Source organism: Desulfovibrio sp. JC010, from assembly GCF_010470675.1.
In the GTDB taxonomy this organism is placed as follows: Bacteria; Desulfobacterota; Desulfovibrionia; order Desulfovibrionales; family Desulfovibrionaceae; genus Maridesulfovibrio.
The window spans coordinates 116,360-136,226 of the sequence record NZ_VOIQ01000008.1 but is presented as its reverse complement, the minus strand read 5'-3'; the positions used below and the strand labels follow the sequence as shown (position 1 = coordinate 136,226).

The window sequence follows — 19,867 nt, the reverse complement described above, 5'->3', positions numbered from 1 at the left end:
TTACGTCATCTTCGGTTCAATGGCGTGGGCGATCTGGAAGGCGCGGTTGGCTTTTACCCTTCCGGGGGAGCCGAGATATTTGAGGACTCCGCCCACTTCGCATTCAAGCATGTCTTCTTCGTCTGTATCGAGCAGGAGCAGATCGCCTTCTTCAAGGTTAAGCAGCTGGCGTCCGGTAATTTTGGCTTTACCGAGACGGACCAGCAGGTCTACCGGGGTTTCCAGAAGTCTTTCTTTAAAACGGCTGACCCAGACGTGGTCGATTTCCAGACGTTCGGACTGGAAGGAGGCGTGCAGCTTGGAGCGGATCGGTTCCAGAGTGGAGTAAGGCAGACAGACGATAAGCGAACCGATGGCGTTTTCCAGTTCAACTTCGAAGGTAATGACCACGACAACGTCAGAAGGCGGTACAATGGCCGCGAACTGCGGGTTGACCTCGGAGCGGACCAGTTCGAGGTGGACCTCGTGTACCGGGCGCCATGAATCTTCGAGGTTGGAAAGGGCGATTTTTACCACCCGGTCTACAATGGCCTGCTCAATGGGGGTGAAGTCACGACCCTCAACCTTGGGCTGGGAGCCGGAACCGCCGAAAAAGCTTTCCACCAGCGCGAAGACCAGACGTGAGTCAACAACGAGGATGGCGTTACCGCGCAACGGGTCCATCTTGAAAATTGAAAGAGAAGTGGGCACGGGCAGGGAGCGCATGAAATCCCCGAATTTGGACATGTCGATGGAGATGGGGTTGATGTCCACCCTTTTGCGCATGGTGTTGGCGAGGTTGTTGGTTGCCAGACGCGCGAAACGGTCGTTGACGATTTCCAGAACAGGCATACGACCGCGGATAATGCGGTCCTGGTTGGCAAGGTCAAAAGAGACAACACCGGAATCATCATCCGGTATGTCCTGCTCCGCTTCAACCTCTCCACCGGAAAGGCCCCTTAATAGAGCATCAACCTCATCCTGTTGCAGAATTTTACTCATGCTGATTAAACCCGTCTCAGTTATCGTTCATGTGACCCATCAATTAAAATACAATTATCCATTTTTGGGGACAAAGTAAACGCGTAAGCCATACCGCACTGATTCTATCGGCGAAAAAAGCAAATCTCTTTAGCTAGATGCCGATTACTCTCCCATCAGACCTTAATATGCCATGGCTCAAAGCGTACCCCGAGCAGGTTGTTTTCCGGGTAGCGCAGTTGCAGATAGCCGTGCTCGCGCAGCTTGGTGCAGGTGCGGGTTTCCGCAAAAAGGGCACTGAAGTTGGCGGCTCCAAGCCCTTTTTCGCCCACGTCAAAGTCGCCGACTCCGTGGTAGGAGTAGCCCGGAGGAGCCAGTGAACGGGAGGCCAGCGAAAGGTTGCCTGCATTGGCTTCGGCCTTGGTGAGAAAGAGGATGAATTGCTTGGCGACTCCGCGCACCCCGGAAGTGAGGTAGACTTTGCGGCCCAGCTCCTTGCGAATTTCAATATATTTTTTGTGCGGTTCACCCCGGTAAAGGAAATTTCCGGTACGCGGGATTTTTATCAAATCTTTTCGGGATATTGATGCGGTGAGTTTCTCTACCGGTTTTTCTCCGTAAAAGCCGTATTCATGGGCATCGAAATGAAAAAGTTTGTCGAGAAATTCAATTTCCTGCTTAGTGAATCTGCCGATGGAAGAATAATTGCGTCCGAATTTGAGGGCGTGGTCAAAGCTGAGTACGCAGAAATTACCGAATCCCACAGTGCGTTGCACCCGGCGCAGCCTGTTCAGGGATGATTTGAGCAGAGTCCGTTCTTTTTTATTCAGGATGATGTCGCCGGGCTGGGGCGTGTCGAAATTTTCCATGCGGTGCAGATAATCCTTGAGGTCGCTTTCTTCCACTGTGCGGGCAATTTCCTGCGCTTGGGTAAAGTCCGGAATTGCGCACAGCCCCGTTCCGGCGGATAGGGCGAGTATGGATTTCAGGAATATTCTTCTGTTCATAGGAGTCTATCTACACGGATCAGGTTTATTACAGCAGCTTCGAGTACTTCTATAAAACAGAATTGTTCTTGTGAAAAGGGACAGCATTACTCCTTGGGTTATTGTTTCGATGGGATGGCTTTAGGTGTCTTTTGAGTAACGCTTGATAATGGTTGAAATTTCTTCTTTTGTTTTCAAGAGATTTTATATAGGAAATACCCAGCGTGAAGGCTGATTAAGGTTATTGTTTTGAGAATGGTGCAGAATATGTTACGGTTTAGCGTAAAAAAGACTATGCTAATGGTCTTTTCCCGTGCGTTAAATCTGATGGAGACAAGGAGAGATTGTGTCTATAAGTGCCAAGAATAAGATTGTTTTCAGTGTCTTCGCGTTTTTTGCGGTCGTTGTCATTGTGATGACCGGAATTTCCTACCAGAGCTTCAGTTCTTCGTCTCATAAAGCCGAGCTTGATAAGCTTGATACTGTCTCCCGGGCAGTGGGTAAGGCTGTAGCTGAAAAAACAGATATTTATTTTAATGCTCTTGAGCTGGCCGCGCGAATGTTCAACGGTGCTCCGGAGATGACTGATGAAGAGTTGTTTGCTTACCGGATTAATCTGGCAAAGCAACTCAAAGAGCAGGCCGGAGCCGGTGAGGCTTATTTCTGCTTTGCAGACGGCAGCACCTATACTGCCGGGCGGGCAGGGATTATTCCTAATTTTAAAGAAAAAGCCAAAAAAAGAGAGTGGTACAAACGTCTGTTCGGCGGTGAAAAAAGAATTATCACCACTCCTTATACCTCTTCTATCGGCGCAATTGTCATGGCGGCCGGTGTCCCTATCATGAAAGACGGCAGGATACTGGCAACCCTGTGCATTAATCTCGGCCTGACTGATATCACCAAATTTGCCAACAATGTGCTGGATCACCAGAATATTTTTCTGACCCGCAGCGACGGCTACATCATGGCTAACCGGGACAAGGAACTTATCGGTAAAAGCCTGTGGGAGAGTATCCCTGATCTGGAAAAATTCAGCGACCAGACTTCCAACGGAAGAATGGAATTTTCTCTTAATGGAAAGACTTACGAAGGCAGCCTTTATATTATTGACGGGCTGAACTGGAAGGTCTGGACCTATGAAGAGCTGGATGTGATCAATGCGGATTCCACATCCAACCTGCAGCAGAACGCAGTTGTAGCTGTTGTCGCGCTTATCCTTGCTGCGCTGATGCTGAATTTCCTCGCTTCCGCACTTATCTTTAAGCCTCTGGGCAAGGGTGTTGAATTCGCGGCAGCTGTTGCTGACGGGAATCTGGATAAGACTCTTGATGTGCAGCAGAATGACGAGGTCGGCGTTTTGGCTGAAGCCTTGCGGACCATGGTCGGTAAGCTCAAAGAGATGATTCGTGATACTGAGGAAAAAAGTGAGTTTGCCGAGCAGGAGGCTGAGCGCGCACGCGCTGCCATGGCCGAGGCCGAGGAAGCCCGTGAGCAGGCTGACCGGGCCACCAAAGAAGGTATTCTGCAGGCTGCATCGCAGATTGAAGGTGTTGTGGACCGCATTGCTTCCGGTACTGAGGAGCTTGCCGCACAGGCTGACGAGATCAACAATTCCACCGAAGTTCAGCGCGAACGTATGACCGAGACCGCAACCAGTATGGAGCAGATGAATGCATCGGTTCTGGAGGTTGCCCGTAATTCCGGTGATGCAGCATCAAACGCCATGAGCACGCAGGAAGCCGCGGACAAGGGTACTGACCTGGTTAACAAGGTCATTGAATCCGTCGGCAAAGTTCAGCAGCAGACTCAGGCCATGAAGGTTGATCTGACCTCTCTGGGCGAGCAGGCGGACAGCATCGGTGCAATTATGGATGTGATCAACGACATTGCCGACCAGACCAACCTGCTGGCCTTGAACGCGGCCATTGAGGCGGCCCGGGCCGGCGAGGCCGGGCGCGGATTTGCTGTTGTAGCCGATGAGGTCCGCAAGCTGGCGGAAAAGACCATCGGAGCTACGCAGGAAGTAGGCGAAAGCATTTCTTCCATTCAGGCGGCAGCCCGCAAGAGCATTAAGTCCATGGATTCTGCCACCGGTACTGTGGACGAGAGCACAGAGCTGGCTGCAAGTTCCGGTGAAGTTCTGGAGAATATCCTGAATTATGCACAGGAGAATGCAGAACAGGTCCAGTCTATCGCTACTGCGGCGGAAGAACAGTCCGCAGCATCGGAAGAGATCAATCAGGCTGTGGATGAGGTTTCAAGAATCTCAAGCGAAACTTCGGAAAGCATGGCCCAGTCCGCCATAGCCATTGAAGAGCTGGCTGAAATGACCAGCGAACTGAGTAAGATTGTTGATCAGCTGAAACAGTCGTAGACATAAGAAGAATAAAAGAGAAGCGCGGTAAACCGGATGGTTTACCGCGCTTTTTTACGGAAATGCTTTTGGAAAAACTCTATTTACCGCGTTTGGTCCAGAGTTTCATTTCCTTCATTTTTTTACGGCGTTCACGCTGCAGGGATTTGCAGACCAGCGGGGTCTTTTTCTTGAGGCCGTACTTTTCACGGTATTCATCAGGGGTCAGACCGTGGGAAGCAAGGTGCTTCTTGGTGATGATCTTGAAGGATTTACCGCATTCGCAGCAGACAATTGATTTTTCCTTGATGGACTTCTTGGGCTCACATGCGGGAGCTTCTTCCTGTGCGGGGAGGGCATTTTCAGCAATGGCCTGAATGCCGGCGGACAGTTTGCGGACCATGGAAGTCATCTCTTCTTCGCTCATGGTTCTTACGCTTGCCTGTGCTTTGACTATTTCCAAAGCTTCTTTCAGATAATCTTCCACTTGAAATCTCCTTTCGGGATTATTTTTTCACTAATTGGTAGTTGGAAAAAATATGGATAAGGTAGATTGTAGTAACTGTCAAATACATTAGATAAGAATTTACAGAAATTTTTATTAAAAGGCCAATTATGCATGGTCGTCAGTATGTTTTTTGTGTGCTAACTTGTCTTTTGCAGTGTAAAAATGTTTTTAAAACATATAAATTTCGAAAAAAGAAAATAATGCCAAATGTTATTTCATATAACATAGTTGTCTTAATGTTGAATAGGGGATTGCGTATAATTATGCCGTCAGTACTCACATACATGGAGCCGCAATGGATTTGCGGTATAAGTGTTTGAGGTGTACTCCCTGTATCCAGCTTAAGGAAAATTACGGTTCAGCCGTCATGGCTGTAATTTATGCCCGGCGTTTTTATCCGTCGGTTGGAGTTGTTGCTAGTTTTGATGAGAATCCGGCCCGCGATCCTGTTTGTTCTTCTTTTTACCCTGCCCTGCTCCGGGTGTATCTGGGGTACTGCCGCCATTGTCGGGGTGGCAGTTGTGGGGGCCAATGTGAATGAATACCAGGAGAGCCAGAAACCACATAATGCCACGCAGGCCCTTGATGAACATCTGGAAGATAAGCGTAAGGAAGACGAGGCAGTAGACCGCAGCAGTGAGTTTCCCCCTGACCCCATTGATGCTGAAGAAGTGATAGAGACGTACACTACTCGGCCCATTAAGAACTGAGATTCTCTGTCTGTAAGTTCAAATTTTATAACGCACCCGCAATTATTTGGCTTGCCTTAATCTTTTCTCAAAGTGTATCTTGCCCTTACTTGTCCAGTTTAATTAATATGAAATTCAAGGGGGCGGCATGTCCGGACAGACAGTTAAGAATACCGTGCTTGTGGTGGAAAACAGCAACACTCAGGCAAGAATTATTACAGAACATATAGAATCCATTACACCTTTTGATACCATGGTGGTTAATTCCATGGATGAGCTTGAAAGCAGGCTCGCTGATAACGGTGACGATGTCTTTATCGCAGTCCTGAACCTGAACATCAAAGGCGCACCGGACGGGGAAGCCGTGGATTACGTCCTTTCCCGCAAAATTCCCTGTATTGTCCTTACGTCCACCTTTGATGAGGAAATCCGTAACCGTTTTATCGAGAAAAACGTGCTGGATTATTTTAACAAGTCCAGTCGTGAAGATCTTGAGGAAATGGTCGACCTGATCCGCAGAATCCATTCCAATCACGAAATCAAGGTTGTTATTGCCGAGGACAACTCCACTGCCCGTAAAATTATGCAGAGACTTTTGGAGCGGCTTAATTTTACTGTGCTGGCCGGAGAAGACGGGGTCGAAGCCCTTGAGCTGATCAAAGCCAACCCGGAAGTTAAATTGCTGCTGACCGACTACGAGATGCCCAATCTGGACGGATTCGAACTGGTCAGCGAGGTGCGCAAGACCCACAGCCGGGACCAGATGGCCATTCTCGGTGTCTCCGCCCATGATTCCGGGGCTATCACAGCTAAATTTCTCAAGCGCGGAGCCAATGACTTTCTTAAGAAGCCCTTTGAGGTGGAAGAATTTTCATGGCGGGTGACCAACAACCTCAATGAGCTTGAGCGTATCCGTTCCATCAAAGATGCATACAGCCGTGATCCCCTGACCGGTTTTTCAAACCTCAGCTTTTTCCTCGATAAAGGCCGCGATCTTTTCGATCAGGCAAAAGCGGAAGGCAGCACTCCCGTAGTTGCTGCGTTTAATGTGGACAACATGCTGGAAATCAACGGCCAGTACGGTTGGAACGGCGGCTTCGCAGCTCTGAAAAAAACGTCTTCGCTTCTGGATCAGCATTCGCTGGGATGGGAGCTTGCCGCACGCAGCGATTGCGGATTCTTTATCCTTGCCAATGATCTCGAAGTGCTGAAGCGTGATCTCGGCGCGGTCAAGGCCGCCTTAGCCAGTACGGAGATCGTTTCCGGTACTGACAGGTTCATGGTCAGCGCGTCATTCACCATCAGCAAGGTGCCCGGTGCCAATCTTGATGTAACCCTGACCAAGGCTGCTCAGGTATTGAAAGATATTCAGGGCAAAGGTGTGAATGGATTCAGTTTTGCTTAAGTTATGCTAGTTATGAAATGTGCGTCCTGCAGGCGCAAGCTGTGGAAATATTATAAAATTGGTCAGGGTGAGGTGCACCGTTGCCATAAGGACCGGATCAAAAAGATCTGGAACGCCGAAGAGCGCGACGGCAAGGTTTACTGCCCCTGCGGGAAAGCATTCGGCATTGACCGCGGCACCTACTGGACCATGGATAAGAAGGCGTTCACCTATTCGGGGACGAAGACGAATAAGTGAGTTCGCTCGGTATATGGAATTCAAAAAGCCCGTAATCTTTTAGGAGATTACGGGCTTTACTGCTGGTCGTCAGTCAAAATGACCGGAAGCTATATTCCCGGTTGTTCTTTTGCCAGTGCGTGTAAATCTTTCATGAATTCATCCAGAGTCAACCCAAAACAGTGGCGCAAACTTGGGATTTCATTGTCGGTGTCGCCAATTGTTTTTTCAATTCTTTTGGTAATGGTCTTCCGGTACACAACCTTTTCCTTTTTGTCCTTTGAAGAAAGTACTGTGTATTTCACTGTTATCTCAGTATACGGATCGGCTCCGAACAATGTTTCTTCCTGGAAGCCTTTGTCCATGATAACCGCATAAATTTTGTGTCCTTGTGGAGCCTTGTCCATGTATAGTCCGGAGCCGACCACCCGAAGTGTCAGCATTTTATCGAATTCGGACAGAGCAAGGGAGCGGTCAAAATTATCTGTGTAATACCTTGAATACCTTGCTTCAGCTATGTGCTTGGAATATTTGGCGGAGATAGCGTTGGTTCCGGCTAGAAAGCGTGCTTTGTTATCTGTGGATGCAGCTTGCTGTGTTACGGGAACCTTGACATTGAGCATGTCACTGATGAATTGGTTATTCACTTTTACGATGGCTCTGTCCAGAGCCACCATAATATTGGGATTGGCAGCACATTCCCACAGAGCGCCGGAATCATACTTATCGCATGTTGCAGTTGCTGAATAATCCTTACTTAAAACTATTTCACCGTTGCTTTCGGATTTAACTGTGTAGCGCGCTGTGACATGTGCATCATGATTTACAGTATTATACAGTATGTAGTCGTTAACTTCAGGGGCGTATAGTTCTTTAATATCAATTTCCAACATGAGGTCATTATCTGAGGACTTTTCAAATGCTCCGGACTTTACAATAGAATTAATGGCAATATTTTCCCATTTCTTTTTGAATACTATCCCGTAAGAAACCCTATCTCGATAGTTTTTCGGGTTTTCATATTTGAACTCAACCTTATTCCCTACCTGAGCTTCTTCCGGGGCGTAAGCGGCAATGACATGCCGTATTGCACCATTTACTTTACGGCTGTGCTTCTGAATATCCAGCGGTAGCGGGTCAGGGCAGGGGATGTATTTAACACATGATGGCAGCATGCTAAACGTCAACAGCAGTATCAGTAGTTTCAATATTCTTTTTGTCATACAGACCTCATTCTTCTATAGTATATATCCCCGACCTTATTGGGACGCTAATTCTTAGCAGTGAGAAATTGTTTGGTCAATCAACTTATATTAAAAATCAAAAAGCCCGTAATCTTGGAAAAGATTACGGGCTTTTTGATCAAATTTTAGATGTGAAGCGGTGAAGGTTAGTAAACGGGTTTAAGCCGCCAGAGGCATTCTTTAGTTCCGCAAAGTCGTCAGCAACCGCACAGGATGGGTAAACAGTCCCAGCGCGCTGGAAATATCCGTTGCCACCAGATCGGCGGAGCGGGCGGCTTTCATGGACATGCATTCGGCCCCGGAGATAATGATGCCGAGCGCGGCCTGCCTGAGCATGAGCATGTCGTTGCGGCCGTTGCCGATGCAGGCGCATTTTTCAGGACCCAAGACGTTCACGTACTCAAGCTTGGACTGGTCTTCCGGGCTGCCGCCGATGATATGGATTTTTACGGGCAGGCCGGAAAGTTCTTTTTCGCACTGGCCCAGAGTGTCGGCGGTGAGTACGTGAATCTTCACGTCTTCAGCAAGTTCCAGGAGCAGCTTGCCCACGCCGGGCAGCAGGTTGCCGTCAAGGGCAAGGGTGCCGTTGTAATCCAGAACAAGATGTTCGATTTTAAGCTTACCGAATCCGGGAATATCGAGGTTAATCATAACTTTTCCTGCAAACTAAGAGCGAAGCCTAATAAAAGTTTTTGGGATTCTTAAACCCTTTTTACAAAAAGGGTTTAAGGCCCCCGGCAGGACTCGTAGCCGTTAGGCGAGAAGCTTGGCTTCGAGTCTTACGGACACGTGATAACAGAGGTGTCGCCGAAGGCATCTTTATAAACTGGCGTACCTTTCAATCTGTTTCTTGTATTCCAATACACCTTTCACGATGCCGTCGGCAATATAAGAAAGATAGCGGTCGGTCTTGAGTCGCTTGGCTTCGGTGCGGTTGGTCAGGTAGCCCAGTTCGATAAGCACCGAAGGCATTTTTGCGCCCATGAGTACGTAGAAAGGAGCCTCACGCACGCCCTGATCTTTAACTTTCCATTTGCGGCGGATATTCTGCAGGGAGCGGGTGTGGATATTGTTAGCCAGATCCTTGCTTTCCTTCATCTTGGAGTTGAGCATCAGGTCGGTGAGGATAACCTGCAGGTCACTGATTCTCTTGGCCGAGACCGCGTTTTCCCGGGCTGCTACACGGACCGCGTTACGGTTGCGGGCAAGGTTCAAGGTATAGGTTTCAATACCGTTGATCTTGGAACTGCGGTGCGCGTTGCAGTGGATGGATATGAACATGTCCGCCTTTTTGATGTTGGCCATGGCGGTACGTTCTTCCAACGGTATAAATTTGTCGTTGGTGCGGGTGTACATGACTGTGAACCCGGCTTTTTTGAGCTTGGCGGCCAGAATCTTGGCAAAACGCAGGTTGATGTTTTTTTCCTTGAGTCCGTTGGCAGCCGCACCGGGGTCCTTACCGCCGTGACCGGGATCAAGCATGATGGTCTTGAAGGTCAGGCCCAGCTGTTCAAGCAGTTCCCCGGCCATTTTTTTGCTGTTGGCGGGCGGGGTGTATTTTTGCGGTTTGGATTTTGATCTTTTTGGCGCGGAATGGCGGACCGGACTTTTATTCTCAACCACTTTTCCTTCTTCAGGGGCCTGAACGTCAACGACAAGCCTGAAGGGGTTTTCCAGCGGAAAAATCTTGTAATCCTGCATGGCGTTGAAATCCAGCACCACACGGGTGGTCCGGGGGTCACGCTGGGCGGAGCGGATATCCTTGAGAATGCCGTCGGCAACATGGGTGGCCTTGTGCACTCCGTTACCGAGAACGGTGTTTTCAAGGTCGATGTACAGCCTGTGCGGGCGGTTCACACTCTGGTTCGGATTCAGGATTTGGTAGCGGTAGCGTACCTCTTCGTCGAGGTCGAGGACCACGCGGGTATATGTCTCACTGCTGGTGTAGCGGACGGAGAGGAGCTTTGCCTTGCTGGATGAGCGTTTGCTGCTTTTGCTGGAAGCCTTCTTGGCCGGGATGATGGTGCCGGAAGGTTTTTTATGCTTTGATTTGCCCTTGGCTCCCTTGCGGTCCATGGAGTCCAGCCGTGCCCGGGCTTTGGAGTACATGTCCGACTTGGCGTAGCGGTGGACAATGGTCAGGTAATCTGAATAGGCGAGGTCTTTTTCATGCAGTTTGCGCAGCCGGATTTCCGCCCGGCGAAAGATGCTGTCGTCAGTCCACTGGTGGGAGGGAAAGTTTGAGATCATGCGCCCGTAGTAGTCCACTGCGGTGCGGAAATCTTTTTTTATGCCGCTGCGGTTGCCCAGCTCTTCATAAGTGCGGCCAAGGTAGTAGAGTGATTTGGGTGCGTAATGGCCGCGGGTGGACCTTTTGAACACATTGCGAAATTTCTTGCCCACCTTTTCCCATTCGGAACGGTACTGGGCTTTCTTTTTATTTTTGGAAAGAGCGTGAAACTGCTTCCATGCAATGGTGAAATCATCCTTGATACTGGCCCCGAAGGCACTGGCAGGAATGACAGAAACAAGCAGCCCGGCAAGGAAGAGGGCCATGATCAGGTTTGGGATGAAAAATTTGCGCATTTTTTCCGGTCGGCTATATTTAATAATGTTCTCTGCCCAGTTTGATAGCAATAAAAGTACAGGCAATTGTTCTAAAAAAAGTTTAGATGTTTTCTTTAATAAGCTTGCATCATCAAAAAATCAACTTCTATCTTATATGAACGGTGCCGGGGGCTGATTTTAGTACCCAGAACCGCCGGAACAGTGTATGAAAGCTGGACTGACTGCCCTTTTTATGTAATTGGCATATTCATTGTTACGCGGAACTTAAACAAAATTTACTTCACTCATTGGAGATAGATAATGGAAGCTCCCCAGAGAAATTTAGCTCTTGACCTTGTTAGGGTAACCGAAGCTGCGGCACTGGCTTCCGCCAGATGGCTGGGCCGGGGTGAAAAAGACGCCGGTGACCAGGCTGCTGTCGATGCCATGCGCCTCAGTTTCAACAGTCTTGAAATCAGCGGAACTGTTGTTATCGGTGAAGGCGAGAAAGACCACGCCCCCATGCTCTACAACGGCGAGAAGCTTGGCGTTGGCGAAGGTCCGGGTATGGACGTTGCCGTTGACCCGGTTGAAGGTACCAACCTGCTGGCTTACGGCCGCCCCAACGCAATCTCTGTAGTGGGTGTTGCCCCTACCGGAATGATGCTTGATCCGGGTCCCAGCTACTACATGCAGAAGCTGGTGGTACCCACCGCCGCAAGAAACATGGTCGACATCAACGCTCCGGTCAAGGACAACCTTAACAAGATCGCCAAAGCCCTGAACAAGGACGTGGATGATCTCGTTGTATTTGTACTGGAAAAACCCAGACACCATGGCCTGATTCAGGAAATCCGTGATGCCGGGGCACGCATCCAGCTGCACACTGACGGCGACGTTGCCGGTGCGCTTATGGTTGTTGATCCCCGCAGCCCGGTTGATGTGATGATCGGCACCGGCGGTACTCCCGAGGGTGTACTTTCCGCCTGCGCAATCCGCATCATGGGCGGTGAGATGTTTGCCAAATTTGATCCCCAGTCCGAGTCCGAAAAGAGTGCTCTTGAAGATCAGGGCTACGACCTGCGCAACATCATGACCGTTAATGATCTGGTCAAGAGTGATGATATCTTCTTCTCCGCCACCGGTATTTCCGGCGGCACCTTCCTGCGCGGAGTCCGTTACCTCGGCTACGGCGCGGAAACCACTTCTCTGGTCATGCGCGGCAAGACCGGAACCGTGCGTCACATTGAAGCTGTCCACACCTGGGATAAGCTGATGAAGATCAGTGCGGTTAAGTACGATTAAGTACTATTTATTGAAGAATTAAAAAAATGGGCGGTTCCGACTTGATTGTCGGAACCGCCCATTTTTAATCTGTGCTGATTGAATTCAGCCCTAATATTCCGGTGCTTCCAGCTTCTCAGAAATAATCTGTGCATCTTCGGGGCGGGCGGCGGTACCAAGTTCCTTTGCCTCACCGTGGCAGGTGATCCCGGTGGGGCGCAGCTGTACGTATCCGGCGGAGAGTACGTTGGTGTAGGGGATTTGTTCCCTGAATTCAAGATAGCCGATGCGGTTGGGAATGAGTATGGGCAGCGGGTCGCCGGAGAAATCTTCAAACATGATATATTTCATTTTCGGTCCTTTATGATGCGGCCCGCCGAACTCGGCAAGGGGCCGGAAGTTATTCCTGTTCGCGAACAATGTTGCCCGCATCCGCATTACAGATTATAGGCATATATATTCAAGATCAAGAAGTGTAGACCAGAAAATCCGGAGTTGGCAAATGGCTGGACCTGACAATCAAAAGCTGGACAATAATGAGCTTGCCAGAATGAGAACATTGCTGGCCAATGAGCGGACTTTTCTGGCCTGGTGCCGGACCGCGCTGGGCTTGTTCGGCTTCGGTTTTGTGATTGAGAAGGCCAGACTGTATATGGAAAAAATGCTGCCTGGAACTCCGGAGAGGATGCTGAGTGAAATGAATTTTCTCGGCATATTCATTATTATTTCCGGGATGGTTATCCTGAGCAGTGCTGCTTTTCGGTTCTACCGTTTTGAAAAGAGCGTTGGAGCAAGGGTTCGCTGGACTACTCCGTACCCGGAAATGCTGGTCACCGTGGCAGTGGGGGTAATCCTGATTGTCAGTTCCGTAGCCGGAAGGATGTTTTTTTAACCACGCACAATTTTCCACCCAAAGCGGCGAAGCCCTAATAAAAATTTTAGGAGAGTCCAGAGAACCCTTTTTTAAAAGGGTTCTTTGGTCCCCGAAGGGCCGCCGGAGGCAAACGTTCAATAAAAAGCGCGCAGCGCATCAAATATCTCTTAATGCGAAATAATTACAAAAAAATAGCCCTATGGCAGACCGCTTTCCTAGGCGATGCGGTACTGACCCTGCCCCTGATCAAAGCTTTGGCCTTGCGTTTCCCGGACGCTGAAATCCATCTTATTGTGCGCAAGGGCGTGGAAGCATTGTTCGCGGGCCAGCCGGAACTGGCCGGAGTACACGGCTTTGATAAACGCGGCGCGCAAAAGGGCATGGGCGCGGCCCGTACATTCGGTGCGGAGCTCGGGCGACAGGGGTTTGATCTCTTTGTTTCCGCGCATACCAGCATGCGCTCGGCAGTGGTTGCCACGTCCTCCGGGATTAAAGACCGCATCGGCTATGACGCGCCGTGGTATAACCGCTTTGTCTATTCGCAGACCGTGCAGCGCAGGTTTGATGAACTGGAAGAAGTGGAAAGGCTGCTCGCACTTGCTGAGCCGCTTGGCATTTCCGGCCCGGCCCCGGATGTAATGCTTGAACTTCCCACAGAAGTACTGGGCGAGGCACGGGAATTTTTCAAGGAGCTTGGAGAGGGGCCTGTGGTGGGCGTGCATCCCGGCTCCACGTGGGAAACCAAGAAGTGGCCGGAACGTAATTTTGCTGAGGTGATCGATAAGTGTGTGGCCGAAGGATTCAAAGTAATTCTCTTCGGCGGCCCTGACGAAACCGGGTTGTGTGAGTCTGTTCTGGCGCAAGTTGAACAGGCTGACGCGGTCGTCAATCTGGCCGGGAAACTGGGGTTGCAACAGCTGGCCGCATATATCCGGCAGCTGGATGTGTACCTGACCAATGATTCCGGGCCCATGCATATTGCATGGATTCAAAAGGTTCCTGTGGTTGCCATGTTCGGTCCTACGGTGCGCAGGTTCGGATTTTTTCCGCGCGGGCAGCAGTCCACGGTGCTGGAAAGTCCGGATAAATTGAAATGCAGGCCCTGCGGGCTGCATGGCGGGAAGACTTGCCCGGAAAAACATCATAAATGCATGACGGATATTACTGTTGAAATGGCTTGGAATGAGATTGAGCAGAAAGTCGGCAAAGGCGGGGAGAACGGAAATGATTAAGCTGAAGAAAATTTTTATTCCTCTGCTGGTCTTGTCGTGCATGGTTCTGATTTCGGGGTGCAAGCTTAAAGGGCTGGGAAATAGCAAAGAACCTGTTCCCGCACCTGTGCTTACTCCAATCAAAGTATCTTCCGCTCCGTATACTGAAGGGAAGAAGAGCATCATCGTCTGCACGGCTGATTTTATGCGTGCCGCCCGTTACTTCTCTTATCTGCACCGCGAATTTGAAGGCGTGAAATCGGTAATTCTCAAGGTTCCTTCCTGTAACGGCACTGCTGAATCCGTGGATAAAGTTGTCTCCGGGGTCCGCGAACAGGTGGACCGACTTAATAAAAACGGCAGACTCATGTCCGTGCTGATTCTCGGTAACCGGGATGTTGTGCCTGCAGCGCAGTTCAGTGCTGTTAACAGTACGGAAGTCTATGTTTCCGATTACGGCTACGGCGGTTCTGCTTCCGCCCCTGAGAATGTACTGCCCGTGGGCAGGATTCCGGCCCGTGACTGTGCGGAGGCCGAAGATGTGGCCGCCAAATATGAACGCTGGTACGGGGACCGGGAATTCCGTCCGGCATGGCCGGTATCTTTTATCGGCGGGGAGGGGTTTTCCGGACAGGTTCTTGCTGATTCGGAATTGCTGTTTTTCAACCTACAGCAGGAAGGCATAGCCGGACCTGAAGCCATCCGTTACCTCGGCGCAGCCGGCGGGACCACTCCGCAACGTCTGCAGCAGTCGCTGGCGGAGGATGATGTTTCCGTGCAATGGCTGGCTCTTGAAGCTGAACCCGGTGGATTCCGGGCCGGAAACGGTGTTGTCCCGGTTTCGGAAATTATGGGTCTTGAATACAAACCCGGCCTGCCCGTGGTGCTCAATCCTTCCTGTGAAGTGGCGGCGGCCGACTCAACCATGCCCACCCCGGCTGAAGCAGTGGTGCTTTCTCCCGGTGGCGGTCTGGCGGTGATGACCGGGTGTAACAACTCCGGTAACATCAGTGCTGAACTGGACGATGGACGGGTTTTCCGGGTCGATTCCAGCGGCACTCCCCGTTTGCTTATGGAATTTCACAAGGCTTATTTCAGCGGCAAGCACCGTATCGGCGACGCGCTTATCGAAGCCCGCGCCCAGTTTGCACAGAACCTGCTTGAGGGTGAAAAACTCGCTCCTCTTTACGGTCTGGTCTTTTACGGCGACCCGGTCATATCTCTGCCCCTGCCCGTACGCACGGAATCACCTTCCTACAAAGGCTTGAACGTTGTTACTAAGTCTAAGAAGCAGCAGGGAATGGCTGTTTTCGCCGTCAATTCCACCATCTCTTTTGCCATGGAAGAAGGCGGGGTTTATCCGGCTGTGCGTTTGCAGGTTATCGACCGCAGCAATGGGAATGTCGTTTCTTCCATGAAAGTGGAAGAGGACGACATTTTTAACTTCATGGCTGACGGCGAAGGACAGTATCTGATTTATTCCCGCCCCCTTGACGGTCCGCTGGCCTGGCAGTTTTTTGATGTGCGCGAAAAAGGAAATATGCATAAGCCTTCTCTTGCAGTTGCCAAGAAACGGACTAAACCTTCCCCTAAAATCAGTGCCGGTCTGAAGCCGGTTAATTATGCGGTGCAGGTCAGCTCCAATCGCAAGCAGAATTCAGCTGTTAAGGTTCGCAAACGTCTGACCGGGCAGGGTTATGAAGCTTATGTGGTCGAGGTCCCCTCGGCTAATAACCGCAAGTGGTATTGCGTGCGTTTTGGACGTTATGATTCATGGGCCGATGCTGTGGAGGCTTCCGCAGAATACGAGCGTAAAGAACAGGCTGATGCGAAGATTGTTCGTTGTAATGACGGGTAGTTGAAATTTATAATACGAACAATCTTGATCGGCGTTGTTGTTTTGGATATAAGCCTGTCTTTGGAAATGTTGATTTGTATTAATTTTCATTAATCTGGACAGGTTTTGATTCGTGAATCGCAAGCTGAGAAAAATTGTATTTTTGATCATCGGACTTACTGTTTTTGCCGCGCTGGGGACCTATGCAATACACTCGATCAAGTCGAGGCCCACACGTGCAGTCCTGTCTTCTTCATACAAATTCTCCAAGGGAATCTCCCCGGCAAAGCTGGAATTAACAAATGGCGAGATAATTACGCTGAACAGAAGTTTTTGGGAAAACAGGGACGTGCTGAAAAAAGCGGTGCTTACTGTGGTCGGGCAGGAGTCTGACCGTGGCCCTAAAGTGATGACCCCGCAAGCGGGGCTTAAGTTTTCCATGCAGCTTAAAAGCAAAAACGGCATGTCCTACTCTCCGGAAAATATTTTTTGCAAGCGGGGTAAGCTTGCCAGTGAAATCAAACGATACGTTAATGAAGGAGCCAAGGTGTTTGCCGCCTATGAGGGGCAGCCTGAGCTTGTTAACCGCGAAGTTGAAATCGTCGATATGTAAAAAAAATTTTGGTCAGAAACAAAATCCCCCTGAAGCTGCTGCATCAGGGGGATTTTGTTATTTAACCAGCGTCACCAGATCATAATCCGTGACATTATCAATCTCGGCTTGCACCAGCATGCCCGGTTTCAGCTCCTTGCCGTCTTCCGGTGCGCTTACATAAGTGATGCCGTCCACTTCCGGAGCCTGAAACCAGACCCGGCCATTGAACAGGCCCGGCCATTCATCGTTGGGTTCTTCCACCAGTACCTGAATTGTTTCCCCGACCTTTTCTTCGAGGATTTCGCGGCTGATTTCAGACTGGACTTCCATGAGTTGCTGTCTGCGTTCTTCGCGCAGTTCTTCCGGCAGCTGTTCCATTTCCCCGGCAGGGGTGCCGTCTTCGGGCTGGTAGGCGAAAACACCGAGGTTCTGGAAGCGGGTTTCCTTAACAAAATCCATCAGCGTGTTGAAATGTTCTTCGGTTTCACCGGGATAGCCTACGATGATGCTGGTGCGCAGCACCGCGTCAGGAATATGTTTGCGTACACGGTCAATCACCTTGCGCGGGTCGCGGGCAAAGGGACGGCCCATGGATGAAAGAACATCCGGGTGCGCGTGCTGGACGGGGATATCAAAATAGGGCAGCAGCGGTTTCCCGGCCTGCGCGATAAATGAAAGCATGGAATCGGTCAGCCCTGCGGGGTAAAGATACATGAGCCGCAGCCATTCCAGCCCTTTGAGCGGAAGCAGTTTTTCAATCAGTGCACGCAGGTTTGTTTCCTTATCGTCAAGGTCAGAGCCGTAGGCCGTGGTATCCTGTCCCACAACAACCAGTTCCGGCACTCCCTGATCAAGGATGTAGCGGGCTTCATCCACCAGACCATTCAGTTCCCGGCTCACATGGGGGCCGCGGATGGAGGGAATGGTGCAGAATCTACAGGAATGGGAGCATCCTTCACTGATCTTTAAATATGCGTAGGCTGGACCTGTGCTGATTGCTCGCTGCTGTACAAGCGGGAGCTCACTTGCTAGAGCGTTGGCGACCAGCGCGGGCCACTGGTCCAGTTCGCGGGTGGAAAGCCAAAGGTCTACTTCCGGCATCTGTTCGGTGAGTTTGCCGTAGCGGCTGACCAGACATCCGGCCACGGCCAGCACCGGGCGTGGGGTTAAGTCCTTGATAGCGTCAGCCGCTTCAAGGATGGTGTCCACTGATTCTTCGGTCGCAGGCCCGATAAAGCCGCAGGTGTTGATCAGGATGAGGTCGGATTCCTCGGCTGTTGGCGCAGCAACCATGTTGTCGCCGAATGCGCCGAGCATAACTTCGGTATCGACCCTGTTTTTCGGGCAGCCGAGGCTGATGGTATAAATTCTGGTTTTGTTCATATTAATAATTCCGTTGGCAATGAAGTTTACGGATACTTGTTTTTATAGGTCAGGATTGCCTTGTGCGGCAATGGTTAACCCATTCCAGCTGAAGAGCAAAGCAGTAAATGACCCGTTTCTTTGTTACCCATTTACAGGAAAATAGTTTATCCTGAAAACGCTTCCAGAACCAAGGGGCGGGACGGAGCAGAAATGCTTGAAGATTTTATCGATATAAAAAAAGACTGCATCGGGATAGTTGGGAGATCCTTTGCGCTCTCTGCGCTTTCTTTGCTGCTGCACGAGAGCAGCCGTGATGCTGCGGGCATAATCCTTGAGGCCGGGGTTCTTATTGATGAGTCCGGCAATGCCCTGCAGGACGGCCATGATTTTCCTCTTTATGAGGATGTGGAATCCATGCTCGCCGCCCATCCTTCCATAACTATGTTTTTTGAACTTTCCGGCGAAGCGGATATGGTCGCGCATCTGCGTGCAGCATTGCCGCCGGAAGTAACCCTTGTAGAGCTTCCCGCCGCACGTTTTTTCTTGAGGCTGCATGCCACTGACCGTTTATGGATTGCCTGCAAGGCCAATCTCATGCAGACGCAGGCCCTGTTCAAATCCGTAGTCGACCAGTTTCCCGAGGATATAATGATTATCGGTTCCGACGGCTTGATCCTTGATTGCAACAGTCATTCCGCGGCTCGTGCCGGGGAAAGCATCAGCGAACTGCATGGGAAGAATGCCCTTGATTATTACGAATCATTGCGCTCCCTTTGCCCGTTGAAAGACGGATTTATCGATGTGCCGTCCATGTCCCGTGAAAATAATGAACTGATGTTTTCCGAGACAGATGATCTGGGCAAGATTCATTTTTACCGCCTTTACGTCTACCCCATCACCGAAGAAGGAAAGGACAAGGTTATCCAACTGGTGGTCATCTGCCGGAATATAACCGAGCGGACCATGATTGAGCAGCGTCTCCAGCAATCCGAACGTATGGCCACCGTGGGTGAGCTTTCCGCCTATATTGCTCACGAAATCCGCAATCCGCTAATGGCCATGGGCGGTTTTGCCAAGGTGCTGATCAAGGACGAGTCCATTGATTCTTCAGGGCGGGAGAAGATTCAGATCATTCTTGAAGAAGCCCAGCGGCTGGACAGGTTGCTCAAGAGCATCCTCAGTTTTGTGCGTTCACGGGATGTGCAGAAAAACAATATCGACGTCAACCGTGTGGCGGCCGATGCCATGCAGCTTCTTTCCCTTGGTTGTCAGCTGCAGGAAATTGAGGTGGAAATGGACCTTGATCCCAGCCATCCTCTCGGTATCGGCGGGGTGGAGCAGATCCGGCAATGTTTGATTAATCTGGTCAGGAATTCCATGGAAGCCATGCCCGAAGGCGGCAGGCTTAAGATTTCCAGCGGAATCAGCGAGAATCATGTCTGGCTGGAGGTTCGCGACAGCGGACCGGGAATTTCCGATGAAATACGGACCCATGCCTTTGATCCATTCTTTTCCGGCAAGGTTAACGGCAACGGACTAGGCCTGCCCATGGTCAAGAAAATCATGGAAGAATTCGGCGGGGAAGTTGAGCTTGCCAGCAGGCCCGGTAAAGGTACCAGCGTGGCCCTGCTGCTGCGTAAAGCTCCGGTTGCCTAAACAGGCTCTACAGCGTATTAGATTCAAAGCAAAATTTTGATGCGCTTCGCGCGTTTGGATAATTTGACTTCGCCTCCGGCGGCCAAAGGAGCTAAGCCCCTTTGGAATCCCTATTAGTTTAAGTCGGTAAGCTTTTA

The 19,867-nt window shown here is 50.4% G+C and carries 18 protein-coding genes; 10 read left to right on the top strand and 8 right to left on the bottom strand.

Annotated features, from left to right (window positions below):
* Positions 1-981: a flagellar motor switch protein FliM gene (fliM, locus tag FMR86_RS10755; RefSeq protein ID WP_163351273.1), complete on the bottom strand. Its 981-nt coding sequence runs from the start codon at positions 979-981 to the stop codon at positions 1-3.
* A gap of 155 nt (positions 982-1,136) precedes the next feature.
* Complete coding sequence (locus tag FMR86_RS10750; RefSeq protein ID WP_163351271.1) at positions 1,137-1,967, bottom strand: M15 family metallopeptidase; 831 nt, start codon at positions 1,965-1,967, stop codon at positions 1,137-1,139.
* A 325-nt stretch (positions 1,968-2,292) separates the two neighbouring features.
* On the opposite strand from FMR86_RS10750, the gene FMR86_RS10745 reads away from it, so the two are divergent.
* On the top strand, positions 2,293-4,320 hold the full coding sequence (locus tag FMR86_RS10745) for a methyl-accepting chemotaxis protein (protein ID WP_163351269.1): 2,028 nt from the start codon (positions 2,293-2,295) through the stop codon (positions 4,318-4,320).
* Positions 4,321-4,399: 79 nt separating this feature from the next.
* On the opposite strand, the gene FMR86_RS10740 is transcribed toward FMR86_RS10745, so the two are convergent.
* Positions 4,400-4,786: a MucR family transcriptional regulator gene (locus FMR86_RS10740; protein WP_015853443.1), complete on the bottom strand. Its 387-nt coding sequence runs from the start codon at positions 4,784-4,786 to the stop codon at positions 4,400-4,402.
* A gap of 446 nt (positions 4,787-5,232) precedes the next feature.
* Here FMR86_RS10740 and FMR86_RS10735 point away from each other — a divergent pair, with 446 nt between their 5' ends.
* The 3 genes from FMR86_RS10735 to FMR86_RS10725 all read left to right on the top strand — a co-directional run bounded on the left by FMR86_RS10735 (position 5,233) and on the right by FMR86_RS10725 (position 7,138).
* Entirely contained in the window at positions 5,233-5,517 is a 285-nt protein-coding gene (locus FMR86_RS10735) for a hypothetical protein (protein ID WP_163351267.1), read from the top strand.
* Between the two features lie 127 nt (positions 5,518-5,644).
* A complete protein-coding gene (locus FMR86_RS10730; protein WP_163351265.1) occupies positions 5,645-6,901 on the top strand; it encodes a response regulator in 1,257 nt (418 codons plus the stop codon).
* Positions 6,902-6,904: 3 nt separating this feature from the next.
* Entirely contained in the window at positions 6,905-7,138 is a 234-nt protein-coding gene (locus tag FMR86_RS10725; RefSeq protein ID WP_163351263.1) for a hypothetical protein, read from the top strand.
* A gap of 89 nt (positions 7,139-7,227) precedes the next feature.
* On the opposite strand, the gene FMR86_RS10720 is transcribed toward FMR86_RS10725, so the two are convergent.
* From FMR86_RS10720 to FMR86_RS10710, 3 genes are all read right to left on the bottom strand, one after another.
* Positions 7,228-8,340: a hypothetical protein gene (locus FMR86_RS10720; RefSeq protein WP_163351261.1), complete on the bottom strand. Its 1,113-nt coding sequence runs from the start codon at positions 8,338-8,340 to the stop codon at positions 7,228-7,230.
* Between the two features lie 201 nt (positions 8,341-8,541).
* The gene (locus FMR86_RS10715; protein ID WP_163351260.1) at positions 8,542-9,012 is read right to left on the bottom strand and encodes an HAD family hydrolase; all 471 of its coding nucleotides are present in this window, start codon (positions 9,010-9,012) and stop codon (positions 8,542-8,544) included.
* A 168-nt stretch (positions 9,013-9,180) separates the two neighbouring features.
* The gene (locus tag FMR86_RS10710) at positions 9,181-10,947 is read right to left on the bottom strand and encodes an N-acetylmuramoyl-L-alanine amidase (protein WP_163351257.1); all 1,767 of its coding nucleotides are present in this window, start codon (positions 10,945-10,947) and stop codon (positions 9,181-9,183) included.
* Between the two features lie 282 nt (positions 10,948-11,229).
* Between FMR86_RS10710 and glpX the strand changes: the two genes are divergently transcribed.
* On the top strand, positions 11,230-12,213 hold the full coding sequence (glpX, locus tag FMR86_RS10705) for a class II fructose-bisphosphatase (RefSeq protein ID WP_163351255.1): 984 nt from the start codon (positions 11,230-11,232) through the stop codon (positions 12,211-12,213).
* Between the two features lie 90 nt (positions 12,214-12,303).
* On the opposite strand, the gene FMR86_RS10700 is transcribed toward glpX, so the two are convergent.
* Entirely contained in the window at positions 12,304-12,543 is a 240-nt protein-coding gene (locus tag FMR86_RS10700) for a hypothetical protein (RefSeq protein ID WP_163351253.1), read from the bottom strand.
* A 151-nt stretch (positions 12,544-12,694) separates the two neighbouring features.
* On the opposite strand from FMR86_RS10700, the gene FMR86_RS10695 reads away from it, so the two are divergent.
* The 4 genes from FMR86_RS10695 (at position 12,695) to FMR86_RS10680 (ending at position 16,727) form a co-directional block, all read left to right on the top strand.
* Complete coding sequence (locus FMR86_RS10695; RefSeq protein WP_163351251.1) at positions 12,695-13,084, top strand: YidH family protein; 390 nt, start codon at positions 12,695-12,697, stop codon at positions 13,082-13,084.
* Positions 13,085-13,236: 152 nt separating this feature from the next.
* Positions 13,237-14,298, top strand: coding sequence for a glycosyltransferase family 9 protein (locus tag FMR86_RS10690; protein WP_163351250.1), 1,062 nt, complete (start codon positions 13,237-13,239; stop codon positions 14,296-14,298).
* Complete coding sequence (locus FMR86_RS10685; protein ID WP_163351248.1) at positions 14,291-16,135, top strand: C25 family cysteine peptidase; 1,845 nt, start codon at positions 14,291-14,293, stop codon at positions 16,133-16,135. Before FMR86_RS10690 ends, FMR86_RS10685 begins: the two co-directional genes overlap by 8 nt.
* Before the next feature lie 112 nt (positions 16,136-16,247).
* Complete coding sequence (locus FMR86_RS10680) at positions 16,248-16,727, top strand: hypothetical protein (protein WP_163351246.1); 480 nt, start codon at positions 16,248-16,250, stop codon at positions 16,725-16,727.
* A gap of 57 nt (positions 16,728-16,784) precedes the next feature.
* On the opposite strand, the gene rimO is transcribed toward FMR86_RS10680, so the two are convergent.
* Positions 16,785-18,092, bottom strand: coding sequence for a 30S ribosomal protein S12 methylthiotransferase RimO (gene rimO, locus FMR86_RS10675; protein ID WP_163351244.1), 1,308 nt, complete (start codon positions 18,090-18,092; stop codon positions 16,785-16,787).
* Between the two features lie 192 nt (positions 18,093-18,284).
* Between rimO and FMR86_RS10670 the strand changes: the two genes are divergently transcribed.
* The gene (locus tag FMR86_RS10670; RefSeq protein ID WP_163351242.1) at positions 18,285-19,730 is read left to right on the top strand and encodes a nitrogen regulation protein NR(II); all 1,446 of its coding nucleotides are present in this window, start codon (positions 18,285-18,287) and stop codon (positions 19,728-19,730) included.
* The last annotated feature ends 137 nt before the right edge of the window (positions 19,731-19,867 follow it).